Origin of the sequence: Croceitalea marina, assembly GCF_042684265.1 — a bacterium.
GTDB classification, from domain to species: domain Bacteria; phylum Bacteroidota; class Bacteroidia; order Flavobacteriales; family Flavobacteriaceae; genus Croceitalea; species Croceitalea marina.
This window is the reverse complement of record NZ_JBHULB010000007.1, coordinates 285,059-300,737: the sequence shown is the minus strand read 5'-3', so window position 1 is coordinate 300,737 and position 15,679 is coordinate 285,059. Positions and strand designations below refer to the sequence as shown.

Here is a 15,679-nt window from a genome sequence, read left to right as displayed (position 1 = left end):
ATTCTATAACGGAAGTTAGTCTCTTTTATTCGGTTTCTTTTGCAAAAAGTGAACTTAACAGTAAGCAAATCAAAAAAGTAGCTATCCCCGTCATAAATACTTTTTTCAAAATTAGCAGGAAATGTGAGAAACTTAAAAGTTCTAGCGAAAAGAATATCAAATGATGAAATACAGTTAATAAGCCTAAAAAGGTCATTCGCTGAACCCTGGTGGTATTTTTGAATGTAAATCCTTGAAACTCAAAATTCGCTCCAAAACAAAAGCGCATAAGAACAGGTCTAGCAAAGGCCACTGTTACAATTGCCGCTGAGTGAATCGCCATAGTATCGGAAAAGAAATCAATAGTGAAGCCTAATAAAAAACTCACAAGTAAAAAGACCGCAATATTTTCGCGTAGCGGATACCAATACAAGAAAATGATATAAATCATAGGATTTATTACCCCCATGAAATTCATATGATTAAAAATCAATACTTGTGCTAACACAAGAAGGATAAATCGGATGCTATTTAAGACGATATTATTATTGAACATTGTCTGTACGTGCTTCTAATTCAATGATTTCTTCTCTATTTTTATTGCGAATGATATAGGTGTTTTTAACATTGGCCATGTCGTTAAAAAGCTGAATATCAATATTGTAAAAACTTTTTGCATCGTTAAGATTAAATGCTGAAATAAGACCTATCGGAATATTCTCAGGAAAAATACTTGACATTGCTCCCGTTACTATGGTATCTCCAATAGCAACCGGTACCAATCTAGGGATATCGGTTAACTGAACGGTGGTGTAATCATTTCCATTCCAAACTAAAGAGCCAAAGTAATCGGTATTCTTAATTTTAGCATTTATGTTAGACTTTGTGTTTAAAATACTTTGTACGGTAGAAAAATTGGTTGAAGTATTTTCGACGATACCCAATATCCCTTTTGTGGTAATGACGCCCATATCTTGCTTAATGCCTTGTTTTTTTCCTTTATTGATGGTAAGGTAATTTCTTGGAGAGGTATAACTATTTTTAATGATTTGAGCATTAACGACATCAAAGTTAGAAGCAGAACTATCTAAGTCAATCGAATTTGAAATCTTTACGTTGAATAATTGTTCTCTCAATCTTCTATTCTCTTCAACCAGGCTTTTATTTTCTTTTTTTAGATTGAAGTATGAAGTAATATTAGCAGAGGTCTCATATACATTTCCTGTTAACCATTTCGAAGAATTAAAGGCTTTTGATTGATGAAATGAATGTGAGCGAAACGTAAGTATTAAAGATATGAATAGTAGAAAAGCATAAAGAAATGCATTTCTGTTGCTTAGGATAAAATTGATAATCCGTTGCATTCAATTCTTTTGTTTGAGTTCAAAGAAATTAGCCCTAAGACCTTTTTTATTATTTTATCAAGATGTTTTTATAACGCTCAAGATTTTTAAGTGCAATGCCCGTTCCTCGTACTACAGCTCTTAAAGGGTCTTCTGCTATATAAACAGGAAGATCCGTTTTCTGCGATAGCCTTTTATCCAATCCACGCAGCATTGAACCACCACCGGCGAGATAAATACCTGTATTGTATATATCGGCAGCCAACTCGGGAGGAGTTTGCGATAAGGTCTCCATTACGGCATCTTCTACGCGTAAAATACTCTTATCCAATGCTTTTGCAATTTCTCTATATGAAACGTGAACTTGTTTTGGTTTACCGGTTAGCAGATCACGTCCTTGAATGGATTTATCATCTGGGGGAGACTGTAAGTCTTCGGTCGCAGAACCAATCTCTATTTTTATAGCCTCCGCGGTGCTCTCACCAACGTAAAGGTTGTGTTGCGTGCGCATGTAATAAATGATATCGTTCGTAAAAACGTCACCCGCAATTTTCACCGATTTATCACAAACAATACCACCTAAGGCAATAACTGCTATTTCGGTAGTACCACCACCTATATCCACAATCATGTTTCCTTTTGGCTGCATGATATCTAAACCGATACCAATTGCCGCGGCCATTGGCTCATGAATAAGATAAACTTCTTTTCCATTTACGCGTTCAGCAGATTCGCGTACCGCGCGCATTTCTACTTCGGTAATTCCAGAAGGAATACAAATGACCATTCGCAAGGCCGGCGGAAACCATTTTTTCTTTAATGCAGGAATGTTCTTAATGAACATGTTGATCATCTTTTCAGATGCATCAAAATCCGCAATAACCCCATCTTTAAGTGGACGAATGGTTTTTATATTTTCATGGGTTTTACCTTGCATCATATTGGCTTCTTTACCAACTGCAATGATTTTTCCTGAAACCCTATCACGAGCTACTATGGAAGGACTATCGACTACTACCTTATCTAAATGAATAATTAAAGTGTTTGCCGTACCAAGGTCAATGGCAATCTCTTCGGTCATAAAGTCAAAAAAGCCCATAAAAGTTTTTGTTTATCGGATTAACGGTAAAATTTATCGGCAAAAGTAGTAAAATTAATGCTTAAAATGACGAGTGCCGGTCATTACCATCGAAAGCCCATTTTCATTACAATAATCGATACTTAATTGATCTTTAATGGATCCCCCTGGCTGTATGACACTTTTAATTCCGGCCTTGTGGGCTATTTCAACACAATCTGGAAACGGAAAAAATGCATCACTCGCCATAACGGCACCGTTCAAATCAAAATCGAACGAACCAGCCTTGTGTATGGCTTGATTTAAAGCATCTACACGCGAAGTTTGCCCGGTACCACTAGCACATAGTTGTTTGTTTTTTGCGAGTACGATGGTGTTACTTTTGGTATGCTTGCATAATTTAGAGGCGAACAATAAGTCTTCTAATTGTTGCGCTGACGGTTTCGTATCGGTTGCATAGGCCAAATCTGCCAGCGTATCTGTTTTGTGGTCTTTATCTTGAACCAAAACACCGTTAAGACAAGTGCGAACTATTGTCTCAGGAAGTTTGACTTCGTTTTGAATTAGGATAATTCGGTTCTTTTTTCCTTTTAGAACGACAAGTGCTTCATCAGAATAACTAGGCGCAATAACAACCTCACAAAAAAGTTGATGAATTTCTTCCGCAGTGGCCAAGTCTATTTCGGTATTGCTTATGAGGATACCGCCAAAAGCGGAAACCGGGTCTCCGGCCAAGGCATCTACATAAGCCTGATGAACGGTGTCACGTTGTGCCAGACCACAGGCATTGTTGTGTTTTAGAATGGCGAAGGTTGGTGCATCTCCTTTAAATTCGTTCATCAAAAGCACAGCAGCGTCGACATCTAAAAGATTGTTATATGAAAGTGCTTTACCATGTAACTTATCGAACATGGCGTCGAAATCACCAAAGAAGAATCCTTTCTGATGCGGATTTTCACCATATCTTAAAACCTGACCTTTTTGCTCGCTTATTTTTAAAACCGCCTCTTCGTGGTTCTGATTAAAATAATTGAAGATAGCTGTATCATAGTGCGAAGAAACGTTAAATGCTTTTGCCGCGAACCGTTTTCGGTCTTCTAAAGTAGTATTACCATTTCCTTCTGAAATTACTTGAAGGAAATCAGAATAGTCTTCCATCGAAGAAACACAAAGCACATCTTTATAATTTTTCGCAGCGGCACGTATGAGCGAAATGCCGCCTATGTCGATTTTCTCAATGATATCTTGCTCAGAAGCACCACTGGCAACCGTTTTCTCAAAAGGATACAAATCTACTATGACGATATCTAACTGCGGAATTTCAAATTCTTCCATTTGGGCAACATCACCATCGTGATCTTGCCTATTCAGAATACCTCCAAAAACTTTTGGGTGCAATGTCTTTACGCGTCCTCCCAAAATTGAAGGATAGCTCGTGACATCTTCGACCGGAACCACATTTATTCCTAAATCTTTTATGAATTTTTCGGTTCCGCCAGTAGAGTAAATGGTAATACCTAATTCATCGAATTTTTTTACAATAGGCTCTAAACCGTCTTTATGAAAGACCGAAATCAGTGCCGAAGTAGCTTTTTTGGTAGTGCTCATGTGTATTTTGATGCAAAAAATTAAGCTTCAAAAATACTTTTTTTAAGGCCAACAAATTCATCGGGTTATCAACAAAAACCTATAAGTTTTAAAGAATTTTGGCTACTTCCCTATTTACAAATTCTAAAAAGCGCTCATCTTCTGAAGTGAATGGGTCGGGTGTGTTAGAATCGATATCAATTTGACCAATATTTTCTCCATCTTTAAAAAGTGGTACTACAATCTCTGATTTCACGGTTATACTACAGGCAATGTAATTGTCTTGAGCTTGTACATCGGGCACGACAAAGTTCTCATTGCTTTCGGCAACCTGTCCACAAATGCCTTTTCCAAACGGGATGATGGTATGATCCGTTGGTGCACCTGCGTATGGGCCTAGTTTTAGTTCACGTTTATCACCGTTTTTAAAATAAAAACCTACCCAGTCATAGTACGGAACCGAGGACTTCAATAATTTGCAAATTGCTAATAATTTTGAGTCTTTGCCCCCTTCCGATTTAAGTAAGGTGACCACTTCTTTCTGTAATTTCTCAAACATGGAATGAAATTTGATTTCTAATGTCAAAAGTCGATTTTTAAACACTAACTAACAATAATTAGTAACCTAAATATTCGTTAACATATTGCTATATTGTAAGTTGGGCATTTTTATATTTTATATCTTTACAGCGTGAAACTAAGGTTACAAAAAATCTTATCCAGTATAATGGCACTTATGCTATTGCTATCGACCGTCTCTTGGACTGTAGACAAGCATTTGTGCATGGACAGGGTCATGGATGTTGCGCTCTTCGCAAAAGCTGAGGATTGTGGTATGGAGGCTGCCATTGCCGTTTTGGAAGAAGAGGGTGTTGAGAACCATTGTTGTGATGATGAAACTTTCGTTGTTGAGGGTCAGAATGATTTAAAACTGAGTTTTAATGATTTTGAATTTGAGCAACAACTTTTTTTAGTTGCATATACTTTATCCTTACCTTATCTCAACAAAAAGATTGAAAGCGAAAAGCTTTCTTACGAATACTATCCACCTCCTATACTCATCAAGGATATTCAACTACTTGATGAAGTGTTTCTAATTTGATTCATTCTTGAATAATGGATTTCCAATACCTTGGAAATCTGATATCATCCATTTTTGGATGGTTTCAATAGTTTAAGAATTAAAATCAAATTAAGAAATAATGAAAAACACATATGTAATTTTAACCTTGGTGCTATTGTTCTCAAGTATGGCAGCAGCTCAAGGCCCACCCATTACAGCAGATAAGCCAATTATGCTGGGCGGTGGAAGTTTTACTGCCAAAACCTTAACGGAAATTAGAACAACTGAACGCGGAACCTTTGTTTATGTTCCAGTTATGTTGCACTATTTACCAACATCAAATTCTCTGGTAGCGGTACATTTGCCATATATAAATTATGATATTGAAAATGGTGCTTCTGGAAGCTCTTTGGCCGATATCAAAATTTTAGGAAAATATCAGTTCTTTAGAAAAGATGCTACGGGAAAGACTTTTAGGGTAGTAGCAAAAACATTACAAAGTTTACCTACCGGCGAAGAACTGGATGTAATGGAACTAAGTACCGGTAAGTATTCTGGGTATTATGGTATTGTAGCAGGTTATGAAACCCTAAAGTATGGTATTTCGAACGAAGTAGGCTATAATTGGATGCCCAATGGAACTCTTGACGAGTTTAGGTACAAACTGGGTTTTGGTCTTCCGCTTCTAAAACCACAATACCCAAATAAGCAGTTAAACTTATATTTTGAATATACTAATTCTTGGTTAGTAGAGCGTGATTGGTATCAATTGTTATATGCACAAGGCATTCAATACGCACGGAAAAATATAACTTTTGATTTGGCAGTTCAAGTTCCTTTGGTCAACGATGTTGATGCAGGACGAAGATTAAGGCAAAGTATCTTTTTAGGTACCCGATTTACATTTTAATAAAATAAAAAATACAACAATGAAAAAAACTATAATAATGACATTGGTTGTCGGTATGATGACAATGTTTGGTGCAAATGCACAAAAAGCGATGGATAAATTTATGGTACAGGTAGACGGCTTGGGCTGTCCTTTCTGTGCATACGGATTAGAGAAAAAATTTAAAGAATTTAAAGGAATTAAAAACGTAAAGATTGATATTGAAACTGGGGATTTTAGTTTTAACTACCCAGCAGAAAAGGCTTTGACCATGGAAGCTGTAGAAAAACAAGTTGAAAAAGCGGGCTATACTCCGGTAACTTCTAAAATAGAGCGAGCAAACGGTAAGGTTGAGGAATCTATGGGTGCTACTTTGTCTGAAAATACAAAAGGGACAATTACAAAAAATGTGATGGTTGCTGGTAATTGCGGTATGTGTGAAGCACGTATTTCTAAAGCGGCGAGTAGTGTGAACGGTGTTTCAGAAGTTTTTTGGAATAAAGATACCAAGATGATGAAGGTCTCTTTTGATTCAGGTAGTACAAGTTTGTCTGAAATTGAAATGGCGGTTGTCAATGCTGGTCACGACACTAAAAATCACAAAGCGCAAAACGGAACTTACGATGAGTTGCCTGCTTGTTGCCATTACGAACGTTTAACGAAATAGGGTTATGAAATACTTGTATATACTAGTTGTGGCAACTATTCTGTTCAGCTCTTGCAAGCAAAAACAAGAAGTGCCAAAAGAATGGGAACTGTTAAATATTGTTCAATTAGAGGGTGTGAACCCTATTGGAATAGCTGAAATGGACGGAAACTTATGGTTATCAGATGGCGACCATAACCGTTTAGTTCAAATAGATAGCAAAGGCGAAATCATAAAAGCGATAGATTCTTTGGATAGGCCCATGCACATAGCTACTGATGGGTCGTCGCTCTTTATCCCCCAGTATGGTAGGGATAATGTTGCCGTTTATAAAAATGGCACAATGGAAGAGCTTTTTTTAAAGGATAGTCTGGATGCCCCAGCTGGTGTAGGTGTTTTTAGAGGAGAAAAAGCGATTGCCGATTTTTATAATAATCGTATTCTTTATAACAATGGTAAAAATTGGATTTCTTTCGGAGAAGAAGGCAAGAAACAAGGAGAATTCTATTATCCTACCGATGTGCAAATTACCGATAGTCTAATTTGGGTAGCAGATGCTTATAATAATCGCATTCAGGTTTTTGATAAGCAAGGGAGTTTTGTGAAAATGATGGGAGACGACCAAAAAATGAACGCTGCTACGGGAATTTATGTTTCGGATAATGAGGTGTTTATAACAGATTTTGAAAACGACCGTGTGTTAATTTTTGATAAAGATGGCAATCTCAAACAAACATTAAAAGATGAGATTGAAAAGCCAACGGATATGATTATTATGAACAATACTTTGTACATTATTAATTATAGAAATGGAAAATTATCATCTTACACCCTGAACCCTGTTGTTATGGAGTCATGAGAAATTCTTTTAAAGTTGAGGGAATGACATGTCAAGGCTGTGTAGCTTCAGTCAAGGAAAGGCTCTCAAGTATAAATGGAGTAGAGGCAGTTGAAGTTGATTTGCAAAAAGGTGAAGCCGAAATAGAAATGGATGTACCTATTTCTATTTCGGTATTTAAAAGTGCGCTACCTGAGAAGTATAGTATTCAAGAAAAACAGGAGTCTTTTGCAGATTCCCACACTAGCTTGAACGAAGAGGTAAGTGAGAAAAAAACTAAACTTCAACAATTAAAGCCCTTGTTGCTCATATTCCTATATCTGTTTTCAGCGGCTTTTTTATTGAACTATAGGAATTGGAATACTACAGAAGCAATGCTGGATTTTATGGGCTTGTTCTATATTGTCTTTAGCTTCTTTAAATTCCTAGATTTAAAAGGTTTTCCAGAGAGTTTTAGAATGTATGACCCGTTGGCTAAGGCAATACCTTTTTATGGTTGGATGTATCCTTTTTTAGAGTTGACATTGGGGCTATTTTTCTTGATGCGATTTCAAATTACATTTGCTTTGGTGGCAACAATCCTGATTTTAGGAATCACGACATTTGGTGTTGTAAAAACACTTTTGGACAGAAAATCAATACGCTGTGCTTGTTTGGGAACCGCATTACAATTACCAATGACAGAAGCTACCTTTATTGAAAATACCATTATGCTGGTAATGGCACTCTTTATGCTAATCTAATGAGACTTCGTGAACTTTTGATACCAGTGTGCCATCGGCTGCCATGCCCTCCATAAAGAGTGTGATATTTTTGATGCCGTTATCCGGAATTATTAAGGTGGTTTCACCCTTTTCATTGGTAACCAAATTGGGTTCCCAATGCACAACACCATAATCTGCAAAATCTTGACTGTCATAGGAAACGTAATCAGGCCTATAGAATTTTTTGGGCCTTGTAAAGCTATTCTCAACCAATTTTTCTGCAAAGCTAGAATTGATAGGTCTGATTGTTGCATCTCCTAGTTTTGTATAAATCCTAATGACACCGCCGTTAGCATTTACATCACCCGAAAGACCGTTTCTTTCAAAATAAATTTCATCATATCGATCTAAAGGGGTTTCTACCAAACGTTTGATGTCTATAGGTCTGGCTAAAAAGTCATCGATGAAAACCCTAGCTGGAGGAGAAAAGGGTCTTGTGTTTATAATGGCAAAAATATTATTTGCCAAGTCATTAACCACTCGAAATCCATTTTTGTTGATGAGCTGTGTTAATGTTGGGTTTTTTCTTAGTTCTTTTTCCCCAATTTTTATTCCGGTAAAAGCATCATTTATTAAGGGCGAAGCTCGTGTTAATTTTTTCTCGATTCGTTCTTCAGTTACTTCAACTTCATTAAGGACAATGGTTCTGTCCTCAACAAAAAGCGGTGAGATAGCACTTTCAACATTTGTTTCATCAACTTCAAAGTCAAAAGGGGTATTTAAAACATCAGGGGTTTTAAAATTGGTTTCTGCTAATTCAAAACCTTTCAAAAAAGTGGTTTCGATTTCTGGCTTCCTTAGTTTTTTATTTCTGTTTCTCAATGCAAGAAATAGAGTGTCGTTGTTGTAGCTTATAAGGTTATTTACTCTAAAATTTGTAGAGTCATTTAGTCTTATAAACCCCATATTGGCAACATCACCAAGGCTAATAGTTAGTTCATCATCTTTTTTGGTTTTGGAAGTTATAGTTCCAGAAAGGCTAATACCATTTTCAAATGGATATTCAATTCTAGGTGCCCCCATAAAAATACTGTCCCATTTGTAACTGCTCCAGCCCTGGGTCAATAAGACCAAATCAAGTTCGTATTCTTTTACTCTATCTTTATCTTTAAAGTATCGGGCAGGGTTCTCCACCTTTGATTTTAAATAGGGCATAAGGTAAAAATCGGATATAATGTTGGGTTCGCTTTTTTTGGCCTTAGTCTCTGAAGGAAGTGCAGAAACACTTAAAGATAACGAGGATTGACTTTTGGAAAATGCATTTATCTTAAATGAAATAGAATCCTTGTTTTTTCTTTTTGGTCTTTCCACAATGAGCTTACCAATTTTAATATTCTGAAAATTGAAGACCAATCGTTCCGATATAGGATTTAAATCCTCATCAAAAAGGGTGATGATATTGGTGCCGTTTAACAACTTTGACTTGTCAATCTTTATTTCTTTTTCCAAGTCGTTTATCTTAAAAGTCTTTATCGCCATCAGCCCATCCCTATGAACAGCTAAGTAGAACTCTTTTCCTTTTATTTTTTCTAATGTAGGTTGGTTTGTTTTTAAGGAAATAAAAAGTTTATCGTTAATGATGTTGTTTATGTTCAATACGATGCCTTTTTCTTTGGGAGCTGGAATGTCTTTTTTAATGATGGTTCCATCCTTAAGTAAAAATTCTACCCTAAGTGGAAAACTTGCATTGGCGGGAAGACTGAATTTACCCAATCCGTAGTCATTTAAATACACATCAGCAACTTTGGTATTTGAACTGCTGATGACTTTTCCTTCACTTGCAAATGTTCCTTTACCTTTTTCATTGGTTAATTTTACCCCAATATTGCATTGGGTGTTTTTGACGATATGCCCTCCTTCAGGAAGTATTTTTAAATTATACGCTAAAGAATTATCTACTTGAGGATTGTCAAAACTCTTATTGATAACTGTAATTTGTATAATAAAATCATTATCCTCTTCAAAGTTTTGCATCCAACTCGTAGTGGCTCTAACAAAATACTTTCCACTCTTAAGGGTCTCTTCTAATTTAAAACTACCACTGGTTATTCCATTTTGCACTAGAAACAATCCTTCTTTAATTTGATTTCCATCGATATCATATATACCGCAATGTAGATTTGTAGTTTCAATAGAAGGCTTGCCAATTTTTTTGTCATATATATAAGCCGTCCACCAAACTTCTTCTCCAATATAAAAAGAGGTTTTGTTCAAATGCAGATAAACTGTTTCACGTTGGTGCTGAAAATGTTCTTCGTACGCAGTTTTAAGTTGTTGGGAGTAACTTTTTTGGGTAAAGCCATTGAATAAAAAAAGGATAGGAAGAAAGAATATTAAATACTTAGCATTCATTTTGACAAGGATTTTCTTAAAGTTAATAAGAATTATAATCCAATATGATATGTTTAACAATTGCTTGTGGAAGGAATAAAAGAAAATAGATACATAAAAACCACTTTGAAATTGTCGATGGCAGAAGCTACTTTTATCGAAAATAGTATTATGTTGGTGATGGCATTTAGCATGTTGGCTAAAGTTTTCTAAAAAGAATAAATGGTAAATAGAAAAGTAGCAATTAGAATTCGTAAAGCGCATAGATATTTAGGGCTTTTTCTTGGCATTCAATTTTTGTTATGGACTATAAGCGGGCTATACTTTAGCTGGACTAACATTGACGAAATTCATGGAGACCATTTTAAACAATTACCTCCATCAGAACCATCCTTTTCTAACTTATTGGGTACTTCAGATATCGAATCTATTCCTACAATCACTTCATTGGAACTTACTGCTATTGCAGACAAAGCTTATTATTGGATTAATGATAGTATTCTGATTGATGCGAAAACGGGAGAGAAAAAGTCAGAAATAACATCTGATGAGGCTTTAAAGGTTGCCTCAAGATATGTTAAGAGAGATTTGAAAGTGAATAGTGTTCTGCGAATCGATAGTGTTGGGCCACACCATGAGTATCGAGGTAGACCATTACCGGCTTATGAAATTTCATATGCATCCGATGAAAATGTTAAAGCTTATGTAGCTTTAAAAAACGGCGCTTTTCAAACTGTGAGGCACCGAAATTGGCGTTGGTTCGATTTTTTGTGGATGACACACACTATGGATTATCAAGGGCGTGACAATTTTAATACACTTGTTTTAAGAGCATTTAGTTTAATGGGCTTGATTACAGTTTTAAGTGGTTTTAGCCTTTGGTTTATTAGTTCCCCAAGCATTCGAAAAAGATTTAAAAAACAAAACCGCACCTAATTTAAGTGGGAATTTTTTGATTGTTGTTTCCAGTATACAGTTTATAAAGGTCTAAATTATGATCTGTATAAATTTGCCGCCGACACCTCAATTACACTAAATCAAAAGATGGATTAAAACTTACTGTCATGGTATTCTTTAAGATTTACTTCAATATTATCTGATACATAAGACTGTTCTCCCAATCCCTCAAAATAAATCTTTATTTTCTCCAAACCATCATTAGGTATTTTAATAGAGTAGATGCCTTTTTCATTTGGAGTTATATTTGGATGCCAAGAAACGATGCCGTAATTTTTGAAAACCTTGCTTTTAAAATCATAATACAAAGGTCTGACAAAGGGAATAGGTAAATCGTAACCATTTTTCACAATAAAACTCTTTGTTTTTATATCACTTTCTTGCAAGGGTTTGTTCTTAAAGGAGTCTTTTGTGTAAACTATAAAAAATCCGGGATCCTTTCGACCACCTTTCCTATAATATATTTCATCTATATCTTGCATTTGTAAGTCTATATAATTCATGGGATTAGTCTGAAAAACACCATCAACCATGAGATAAGGAAATGATAGAAAACCTCCAGGATAATCAACTCTAGCTAATTGTCTAGAACCTGCTTTAAGTATGTCTGGATGATTGTTTGGAACGGTAACCATTCGAAGTCCTTTTGTTTTCATAAAACTTCCTAAGGTGGTCATTCCATAAAAAGAACTATCAATTTTATGTCCATGAAAATCGCCAAAAAGTTGGCTCCTTTTTAACTTTTCAGCTGTGAGAACAACTTCATCCAATTGTTCAATTCTTTTAACAAGTGTTGAATTCTCCAAGGTAGATACAGAATCTAAAGCAAATGACTGTTTTTGTTTGAATGACTTAATAAATTTTACTGAAGTTGGTTTTTCTACAAAAAAGAAATTAGCGTAAACAGGTTTACCTTTATTATTTATTAAAGTAAAAGTAATAGTACTTCCTTTTTGAAGTAATAAATCTTGAAAAACGAATGTTCTGTCTTGATTTAGAAAAGTTGACTTAAAGAGGTTATTAGAAGATGAATACAAAACAACCTTAAGGGAGTCATTTTTAGTATCAAAAAGATTCACATAACCTTCGATACTGGAAGTACCATGTCTTTTTTTAGGTTTATTTTCTTTTAAGATATTTTTCCAGGTATATCTGTTTTGACTATTTAATATTAGCAAATAATCTAAATCATACTTGGATTTGTTCTTTTTTAGGGAGCCAAGCTCACTAAGAATATTAAGATCGGAAGATGATATGTATTTTGAAATTAAGAATGAATTATTAATAGCTCTTCTTTTAAATGCACCGGTATTATTGGATGGTAGTACAGCAATACTAAGACTTTCAATTTTCTTCGAAGAGTTATATTTTCTATTATTTCTAAAAATAAACTTGATGGAGTCTCTTGTAAATTCCGTATTTAAAAGTTGAGGGGTTAATTGGTCTAATGGGGAGCTACAGAAAACACTTCTCTGAGCTAAGAGAGTAGAATCATTTTCAAAAAGTGAAATCGTATTTATTCCAGGAAATAATAGATCATAGCTAACTAATAGCTCCTGTGTTGTCTTGTCTGAACTTATTTCTAAGGGAAGTTTTAGGATTTTTCCATCTTTATGGGCATACAATGAAATGTTTGGGTTATTTGTTTTAAGAGTTTGATTATTAGTGCCTAAAGTAATTAATAGTCTCTTTTTTCTATAATCATTATCAATCGCTATGTTATATCCTAAGGGTTTAGCTTTGGGAATCTTATAGGTATAGATGTTGTCATTGAAAAAACTTTTTATTGTAAATCTAGACTCTTTAGAAGGTATTAGCGAAAATTTTCCAATACCTAAAGAATCTATTTTTATTGACACTTTTTTACCGGAGTTTAAATTTTCTAAAAAAGTAGAGTCGGGCACTATTGAATTGTTTAGCAGGTCTGTTATTCTTAAGACGTAGGTTGCAAAAACATTTTCAATACTGTGATTGCCTTCAATATTTAAACGTATATTGAAACCCTTTGAAACTTTTTTGTTTACGATACTGTGTTCAGAATCAAGGTTTAATATTTCAATAGTATACAGCGATGATTCGTCTTCAACAAAATCATTCATTGCAATAGTATAGGCGCGTATATGATATATTCCGGAGGTTAATTCTGGAGGTAAATCAAAACTTCCCATTCCTATTCCATTTAAGGATAGCACAGTTCTAGTATTTAATAAGTTCCCTTCATTACTTAATAAGTCTACATATATATATTCTGGCCGATACGATATTTTGCTATTCTTTTTGTCAAATAGATAAGTGCTAAACCAAATATTTTCTCCTGTTACAAATGAAGTTTTGTTTATATGTAGGTGAATGTCTTTCCGTTCTATTTGAAAGTATTCTTGGTAAGCTTTCTGTAGTTTATTTTGTGAAAAACAACGCTCCGTCTTTGCGCAAATAGCTATTGTACAAACAAATAAAAGATACTTTATAAAGAATTCAATTCGCACATTTAAAGATAATTAATTTTTTAACCAAAAAAAGGGCGTTCCCATATATAGGGAAGCCCTTTTTTGTATTGAATTCTTATTATTACATCATGCCTGGCATACCGCCACCGCCACCCATTGGAGGCATAGCAGGAGCATCTTCTTTAATATCTGTCAAAGCACATTCTGTAGTTAGAATCATACCTGAAACAGAGGCAGCATTCTCTAAGGCTACTCTTGTTACTTTCTTAGGATCAATGATTCCTGCCTTCATCATTTCAACATACTTGTCAGATTTTGCATCGTAACCATAATCTCCTTTTCCTTCAAGGATTTTAGCGATTACTACAGAGCCTTCACCACCTGCATTAGAAACGATAGTTCGTAGAGGAGCTTCAATTGCTCGAGCTACGATTTGCAAACCAGTAGCTTCATCTTCGTTTTCAGTAGCAACCTTTGCAAGAACAGATTTAGCTCTAACCAAAGCGACACCACCACCAGCAACAATACCTTCTTCTACAGCTGCTCTTGTAGCATGTAGTGCATCGTCAACTCTATCTTTTTTCTCTTTCATTTCAACCTCAGAGGCGGCACCAACATAAAGTACGGCTACACCACCGGCCAATTTGGCCAAACGCTCTTGTAGCTTCTCTTTATCATAATCAGAAGTAGTACTCTCTATTTGAGATTTAATCTGGTTTACCCTTGTTTTAATGTTTTTAGCAGCACCAGCACCGTTTACAATAGTAGTATTGTCTTTGTCAATGGTAACTCTTTCTGTAGTACCCAGCATATCGATGGTTGCAGTCTCTAAAGAGAAACCTCTTTCTTCAGAAATTACGGTACCGTTGGTTAAGATGGCAATATCTTCTAACATTGCTTTTCTTCTGTCTCCAAAACCAGGTGCTTTAACAGCAGCAATTTTTAAAGAACCTCTTAACTTGTTAACTACTAATGTTGCCAACGCTTCTCCATCAACATCTTCAGCAATAATTAAAAGTGGTTTTCCTGACTGCGCAACCGGCTCTAAGATTGGAAGCAAATCTTTCATTGAAGATATCTTCTTGTCAAAAAGAAGAATATACGGATTGTCTAAATCAGCAATCATTTTTTCAGAGTCAGTTACGAAATACGGAGACAAGTAACCTCTGTCGAACTGCATACCTTCAACAACATCAACATATGTATCTGTACCTTTGGCTTCTTCAACGGTAATAACACCTTCTTTTCCAACTTTTCCAAAGGCTTGCGCAATCAAATCACCAATAGTATCATCGTTATTGGCCGAAATCGAAGCGACTTGCTTGATTTTATCAGACGAGTCACCAACTTTTTTAGATTGTTTTGCCAAATCTGTAACAATTGCTTCTACAGCTTTGTCGATACCTCTTTTAAGGTCCATTGGGTTTGCGCCGGCAGCAACGTTTTTTAATCCCTCTTTTACGATTGCTTGAGCTAGAACAGTAGCGGTGGTCGTACCATCACCTGCTAAATCATTGGTTTTAGAAGCAACTTCTTTCACCATTTGTGCACCCATATTTTCAAGGGCGTTCTCTAATTCTATTTCTTTTGCAACGGTAACACCATCTTTGGTTACTTGTGGAGCACCAAAAGATTTACTTATAATTACGTTTCTACCTTTTGGCCCTAATGTTACTTTTACAGCATTTGCCAATGCATCGACACCTCTTTTAAGGCCGTCACGTGCATCTATATCAAACTTAATATCTTTTGCCATT

At 35.4% G+C, this 15,679-nt stretch carries 14 protein-coding genes; 6 read left to right on the top strand and 8 right to left on the bottom strand.

Going from position 1 to position 15,679, the window contains the following annotated elements:
- Nucleotides 1–25 precede the first annotated feature (25 nt).
- The 5 genes from ACFSQJ_RS05425 to ACFSQJ_RS05405 form a co-directional block, all read right to left on the bottom strand.
- On the bottom strand, nucleotides 26–448 hold the full coding sequence (locus tag ACFSQJ_RS05425) for a rod shape-determining protein MreD (protein WP_377765934.1): 423 nt from the start codon (nucleotides 446–448) through the stop codon (nucleotides 26–28).
- A 76-nt stretch (nucleotides 449–524) separates the two neighbouring features.
- A complete protein-coding gene (gene mreC / locus ACFSQJ_RS05420) occupies nucleotides 525–1,343 on the bottom strand; it encodes a rod shape-determining protein MreC (RefSeq protein ID WP_377765933.1) in 819 nt (272 codons plus the stop codon).
- A gap of 49 nt (nucleotides 1,344–1,392) precedes the next feature.
- Nucleotides 1,393–2,421, bottom strand: a complete 1,029-nt coding sequence (locus tag ACFSQJ_RS05415; protein ID WP_377765932.1) for a rod shape-determining protein — start codon at nucleotides 2,419–2,421, stop codon at nucleotides 1,393–1,395.
- A gap of 54 nt (nucleotides 2,422–2,475) precedes the next feature.
- A complete protein-coding gene (gene purH / locus ACFSQJ_RS05410) occupies nucleotides 2,476–4,008 on the bottom strand; it encodes a bifunctional phosphoribosylaminoimidazolecarboxamide formyltransferase/IMP cyclohydrolase (RefSeq protein ID WP_377765931.1) in 1,533 nt (510 codons plus the stop codon).
- A gap of 88 nt (nucleotides 4,009–4,096) precedes the next feature.
- Nucleotides 4,097–4,546, bottom strand: a complete 450-nt coding sequence (locus ACFSQJ_RS05405) for a GAF domain-containing protein (RefSeq protein WP_377765930.1) — start codon at nucleotides 4,544–4,546, stop codon at nucleotides 4,097–4,099.
- A 132-nt stretch (nucleotides 4,547–4,678) separates the two neighbouring features.
- Between ACFSQJ_RS05405 and ACFSQJ_RS05400 the strand changes: the two genes are divergently transcribed.
- From ACFSQJ_RS05400 to ACFSQJ_RS05380, 5 genes are all read left to right on the top strand, one after another.
- Nucleotides 4,679–5,089 carry an HYC_CC_PP family protein gene (locus ACFSQJ_RS05400; RefSeq protein ID WP_449257568.1) on the top strand — a complete coding sequence of 137 codons (411 nt, stop codon included), beginning with the start codon at nucleotides 4,679–4,681 and terminating at the stop codon, nucleotides 5,087–5,089.
- Between the two features lie 100 nt (nucleotides 5,090–5,189).
- Nucleotides 5,190–5,960 (top strand): hypothetical protein, encoded by a 771-nt coding sequence (locus ACFSQJ_RS05395; protein WP_377765928.1) that lies wholly within the window; start codon nucleotides 5,190–5,192, stop codon nucleotides 5,958–5,960.
- Between the two features lie 19 nt (nucleotides 5,961–5,979).
- A complete protein-coding gene (locus ACFSQJ_RS05390; RefSeq protein WP_377765927.1) occupies nucleotides 5,980–6,606 on the top strand; it encodes a heavy-metal-associated domain-containing protein in 627 nt (208 codons plus the stop codon).
- Nucleotides 6,607–6,610: 4 nt separating this feature from the next.
- Complete coding sequence (locus tag ACFSQJ_RS05385; protein ID WP_377765926.1) at nucleotides 6,611–7,444, top strand: NHL repeat-containing protein; 834 nt, start codon at nucleotides 6,611–6,613, stop codon at nucleotides 7,442–7,444.
- Complete coding sequence (locus tag ACFSQJ_RS05380; RefSeq protein WP_377765925.1) at nucleotides 7,441–8,166, top strand: heavy-metal-associated domain-containing protein; 726 nt, start codon at nucleotides 7,441–7,443, stop codon at nucleotides 8,164–8,166. Before ACFSQJ_RS05385 ends, ACFSQJ_RS05380 begins: the two co-directional genes overlap by 4 nt.
- On the opposite strand, the gene ACFSQJ_RS05375 is transcribed toward ACFSQJ_RS05380, so the two are convergent.
- On the bottom strand, nucleotides 8,158–10,539 hold the full coding sequence (locus ACFSQJ_RS05375) for a hypothetical protein (protein WP_377765924.1): 2,382 nt from the start codon (nucleotides 10,537–10,539) through the stop codon (nucleotides 8,158–8,160). The genes ACFSQJ_RS05380 and ACFSQJ_RS05375 overlap by 9 nt on opposite strands.
- A gap of 201 nt (nucleotides 10,540–10,740) precedes the next feature.
- Here ACFSQJ_RS05375 and ACFSQJ_RS05370 point away from each other — a divergent pair, with 201 nt between their 5' ends.
- Nucleotides 10,741–11,454, top strand: coding sequence for a PepSY domain-containing protein (locus ACFSQJ_RS05370; protein ID WP_377765923.1), 714 nt, complete (start codon nucleotides 10,741–10,743; stop codon nucleotides 11,452–11,454).
- A 113-nt stretch (nucleotides 11,455–11,567) separates the two neighbouring features.
- Here the strand turns inward: ACFSQJ_RS05370 and ACFSQJ_RS05365 are convergent, their stop codons facing one another.
- Complete coding sequence (locus tag ACFSQJ_RS05365; protein ID WP_377765922.1) at nucleotides 11,568–13,961, bottom strand: hypothetical protein; 2,394 nt, start codon at nucleotides 13,959–13,961, stop codon at nucleotides 11,568–11,570.
- Between the two features lie 82 nt (nucleotides 13,962–14,043).
- Nucleotides 14,044–15,678, bottom strand: coding sequence for a chaperonin GroEL (groL, locus tag ACFSQJ_RS05360; RefSeq protein ID WP_377765921.1), 1,635 nt, complete (start codon nucleotides 15,676–15,678; stop codon nucleotides 14,044–14,046).
- Between the last annotated feature and the right edge of the window lies 1 nt (nucleotide 15,679).

Excerpts from the sequence above, each read along its gene's own strand:
- groL (WP_377765921.1), bottom strand. The coding sequence starts at position 15,678 with ATGGCAAAAGATATTAAGTTTGATATAGATGCACGTGACGGCCTTAAA.
- ACFSQJ_RS05385 (WP_377765926.1), top strand. The coding sequence starts at position 6,611 with ATGAAATACTTGTATATACTAGTTGTGGCAACTATTCTGTTCAGCTCT.
- ACFSQJ_RS05405 (WP_377765930.1), bottom strand. The coding sequence starts at position 4,546 with ATGTTTGAGAAATTACAGAAAGAAGTGGTCACCTTACTTAAATCGGAA.
- ACFSQJ_RS05370 (WP_377765923.1), top strand. The coding sequence starts at position 10,741 with ATGGTAAATAGAAAAGTAGCAATTAGAATTCGTAAAGCGCATAGATAT.
- purH (WP_377765931.1), bottom strand. The coding sequence starts at position 4,008 with ATGAGCACTACCAAAAAAGCTACTTCGGCACTGATTTCGGTCTTTCAT.
- ACFSQJ_RS05415 (WP_377765932.1), bottom strand. The coding sequence starts at position 2,421 with ATGGGCTTTTTTGACTTTATGACCGAAGAGATTGCCATTGACCTTGGT.
- ACFSQJ_RS05375 (WP_377765924.1), bottom strand. The coding sequence starts at position 10,539 with ATGAATGCTAAGTATTTAATATTCTTTCTTCCTATCCTTTTTTTATTC.
- mreC (WP_377765933.1), bottom strand. The coding sequence starts at position 1,343 with ATGCAACGGATTATCAATTTTATCCTAAGCAACAGAAATGCATTTCTT.
- ACFSQJ_RS05395 (WP_377765928.1), top strand. The coding sequence starts at position 5,190 with ATGAAAAACACATATGTAATTTTAACCTTGGTGCTATTGTTCTCAAGT.
- ACFSQJ_RS05425 (WP_377765934.1), bottom strand. The coding sequence starts at position 448 with ATGGGGGTAATAAATCCTATGATTTATATCATTTTCTTGTATTGGTAT.
- ACFSQJ_RS05390 (WP_377765927.1), top strand. The coding sequence starts at position 5,980 with ATGAAAAAAACTATAATAATGACATTGGTTGTCGGTATGATGACAATG.
- ACFSQJ_RS05380 (WP_377765925.1), top strand. The coding sequence starts at position 7,441 with ATGAGAAATTCTTTTAAAGTTGAGGGAATGACATGTCAAGGCTGTGTA.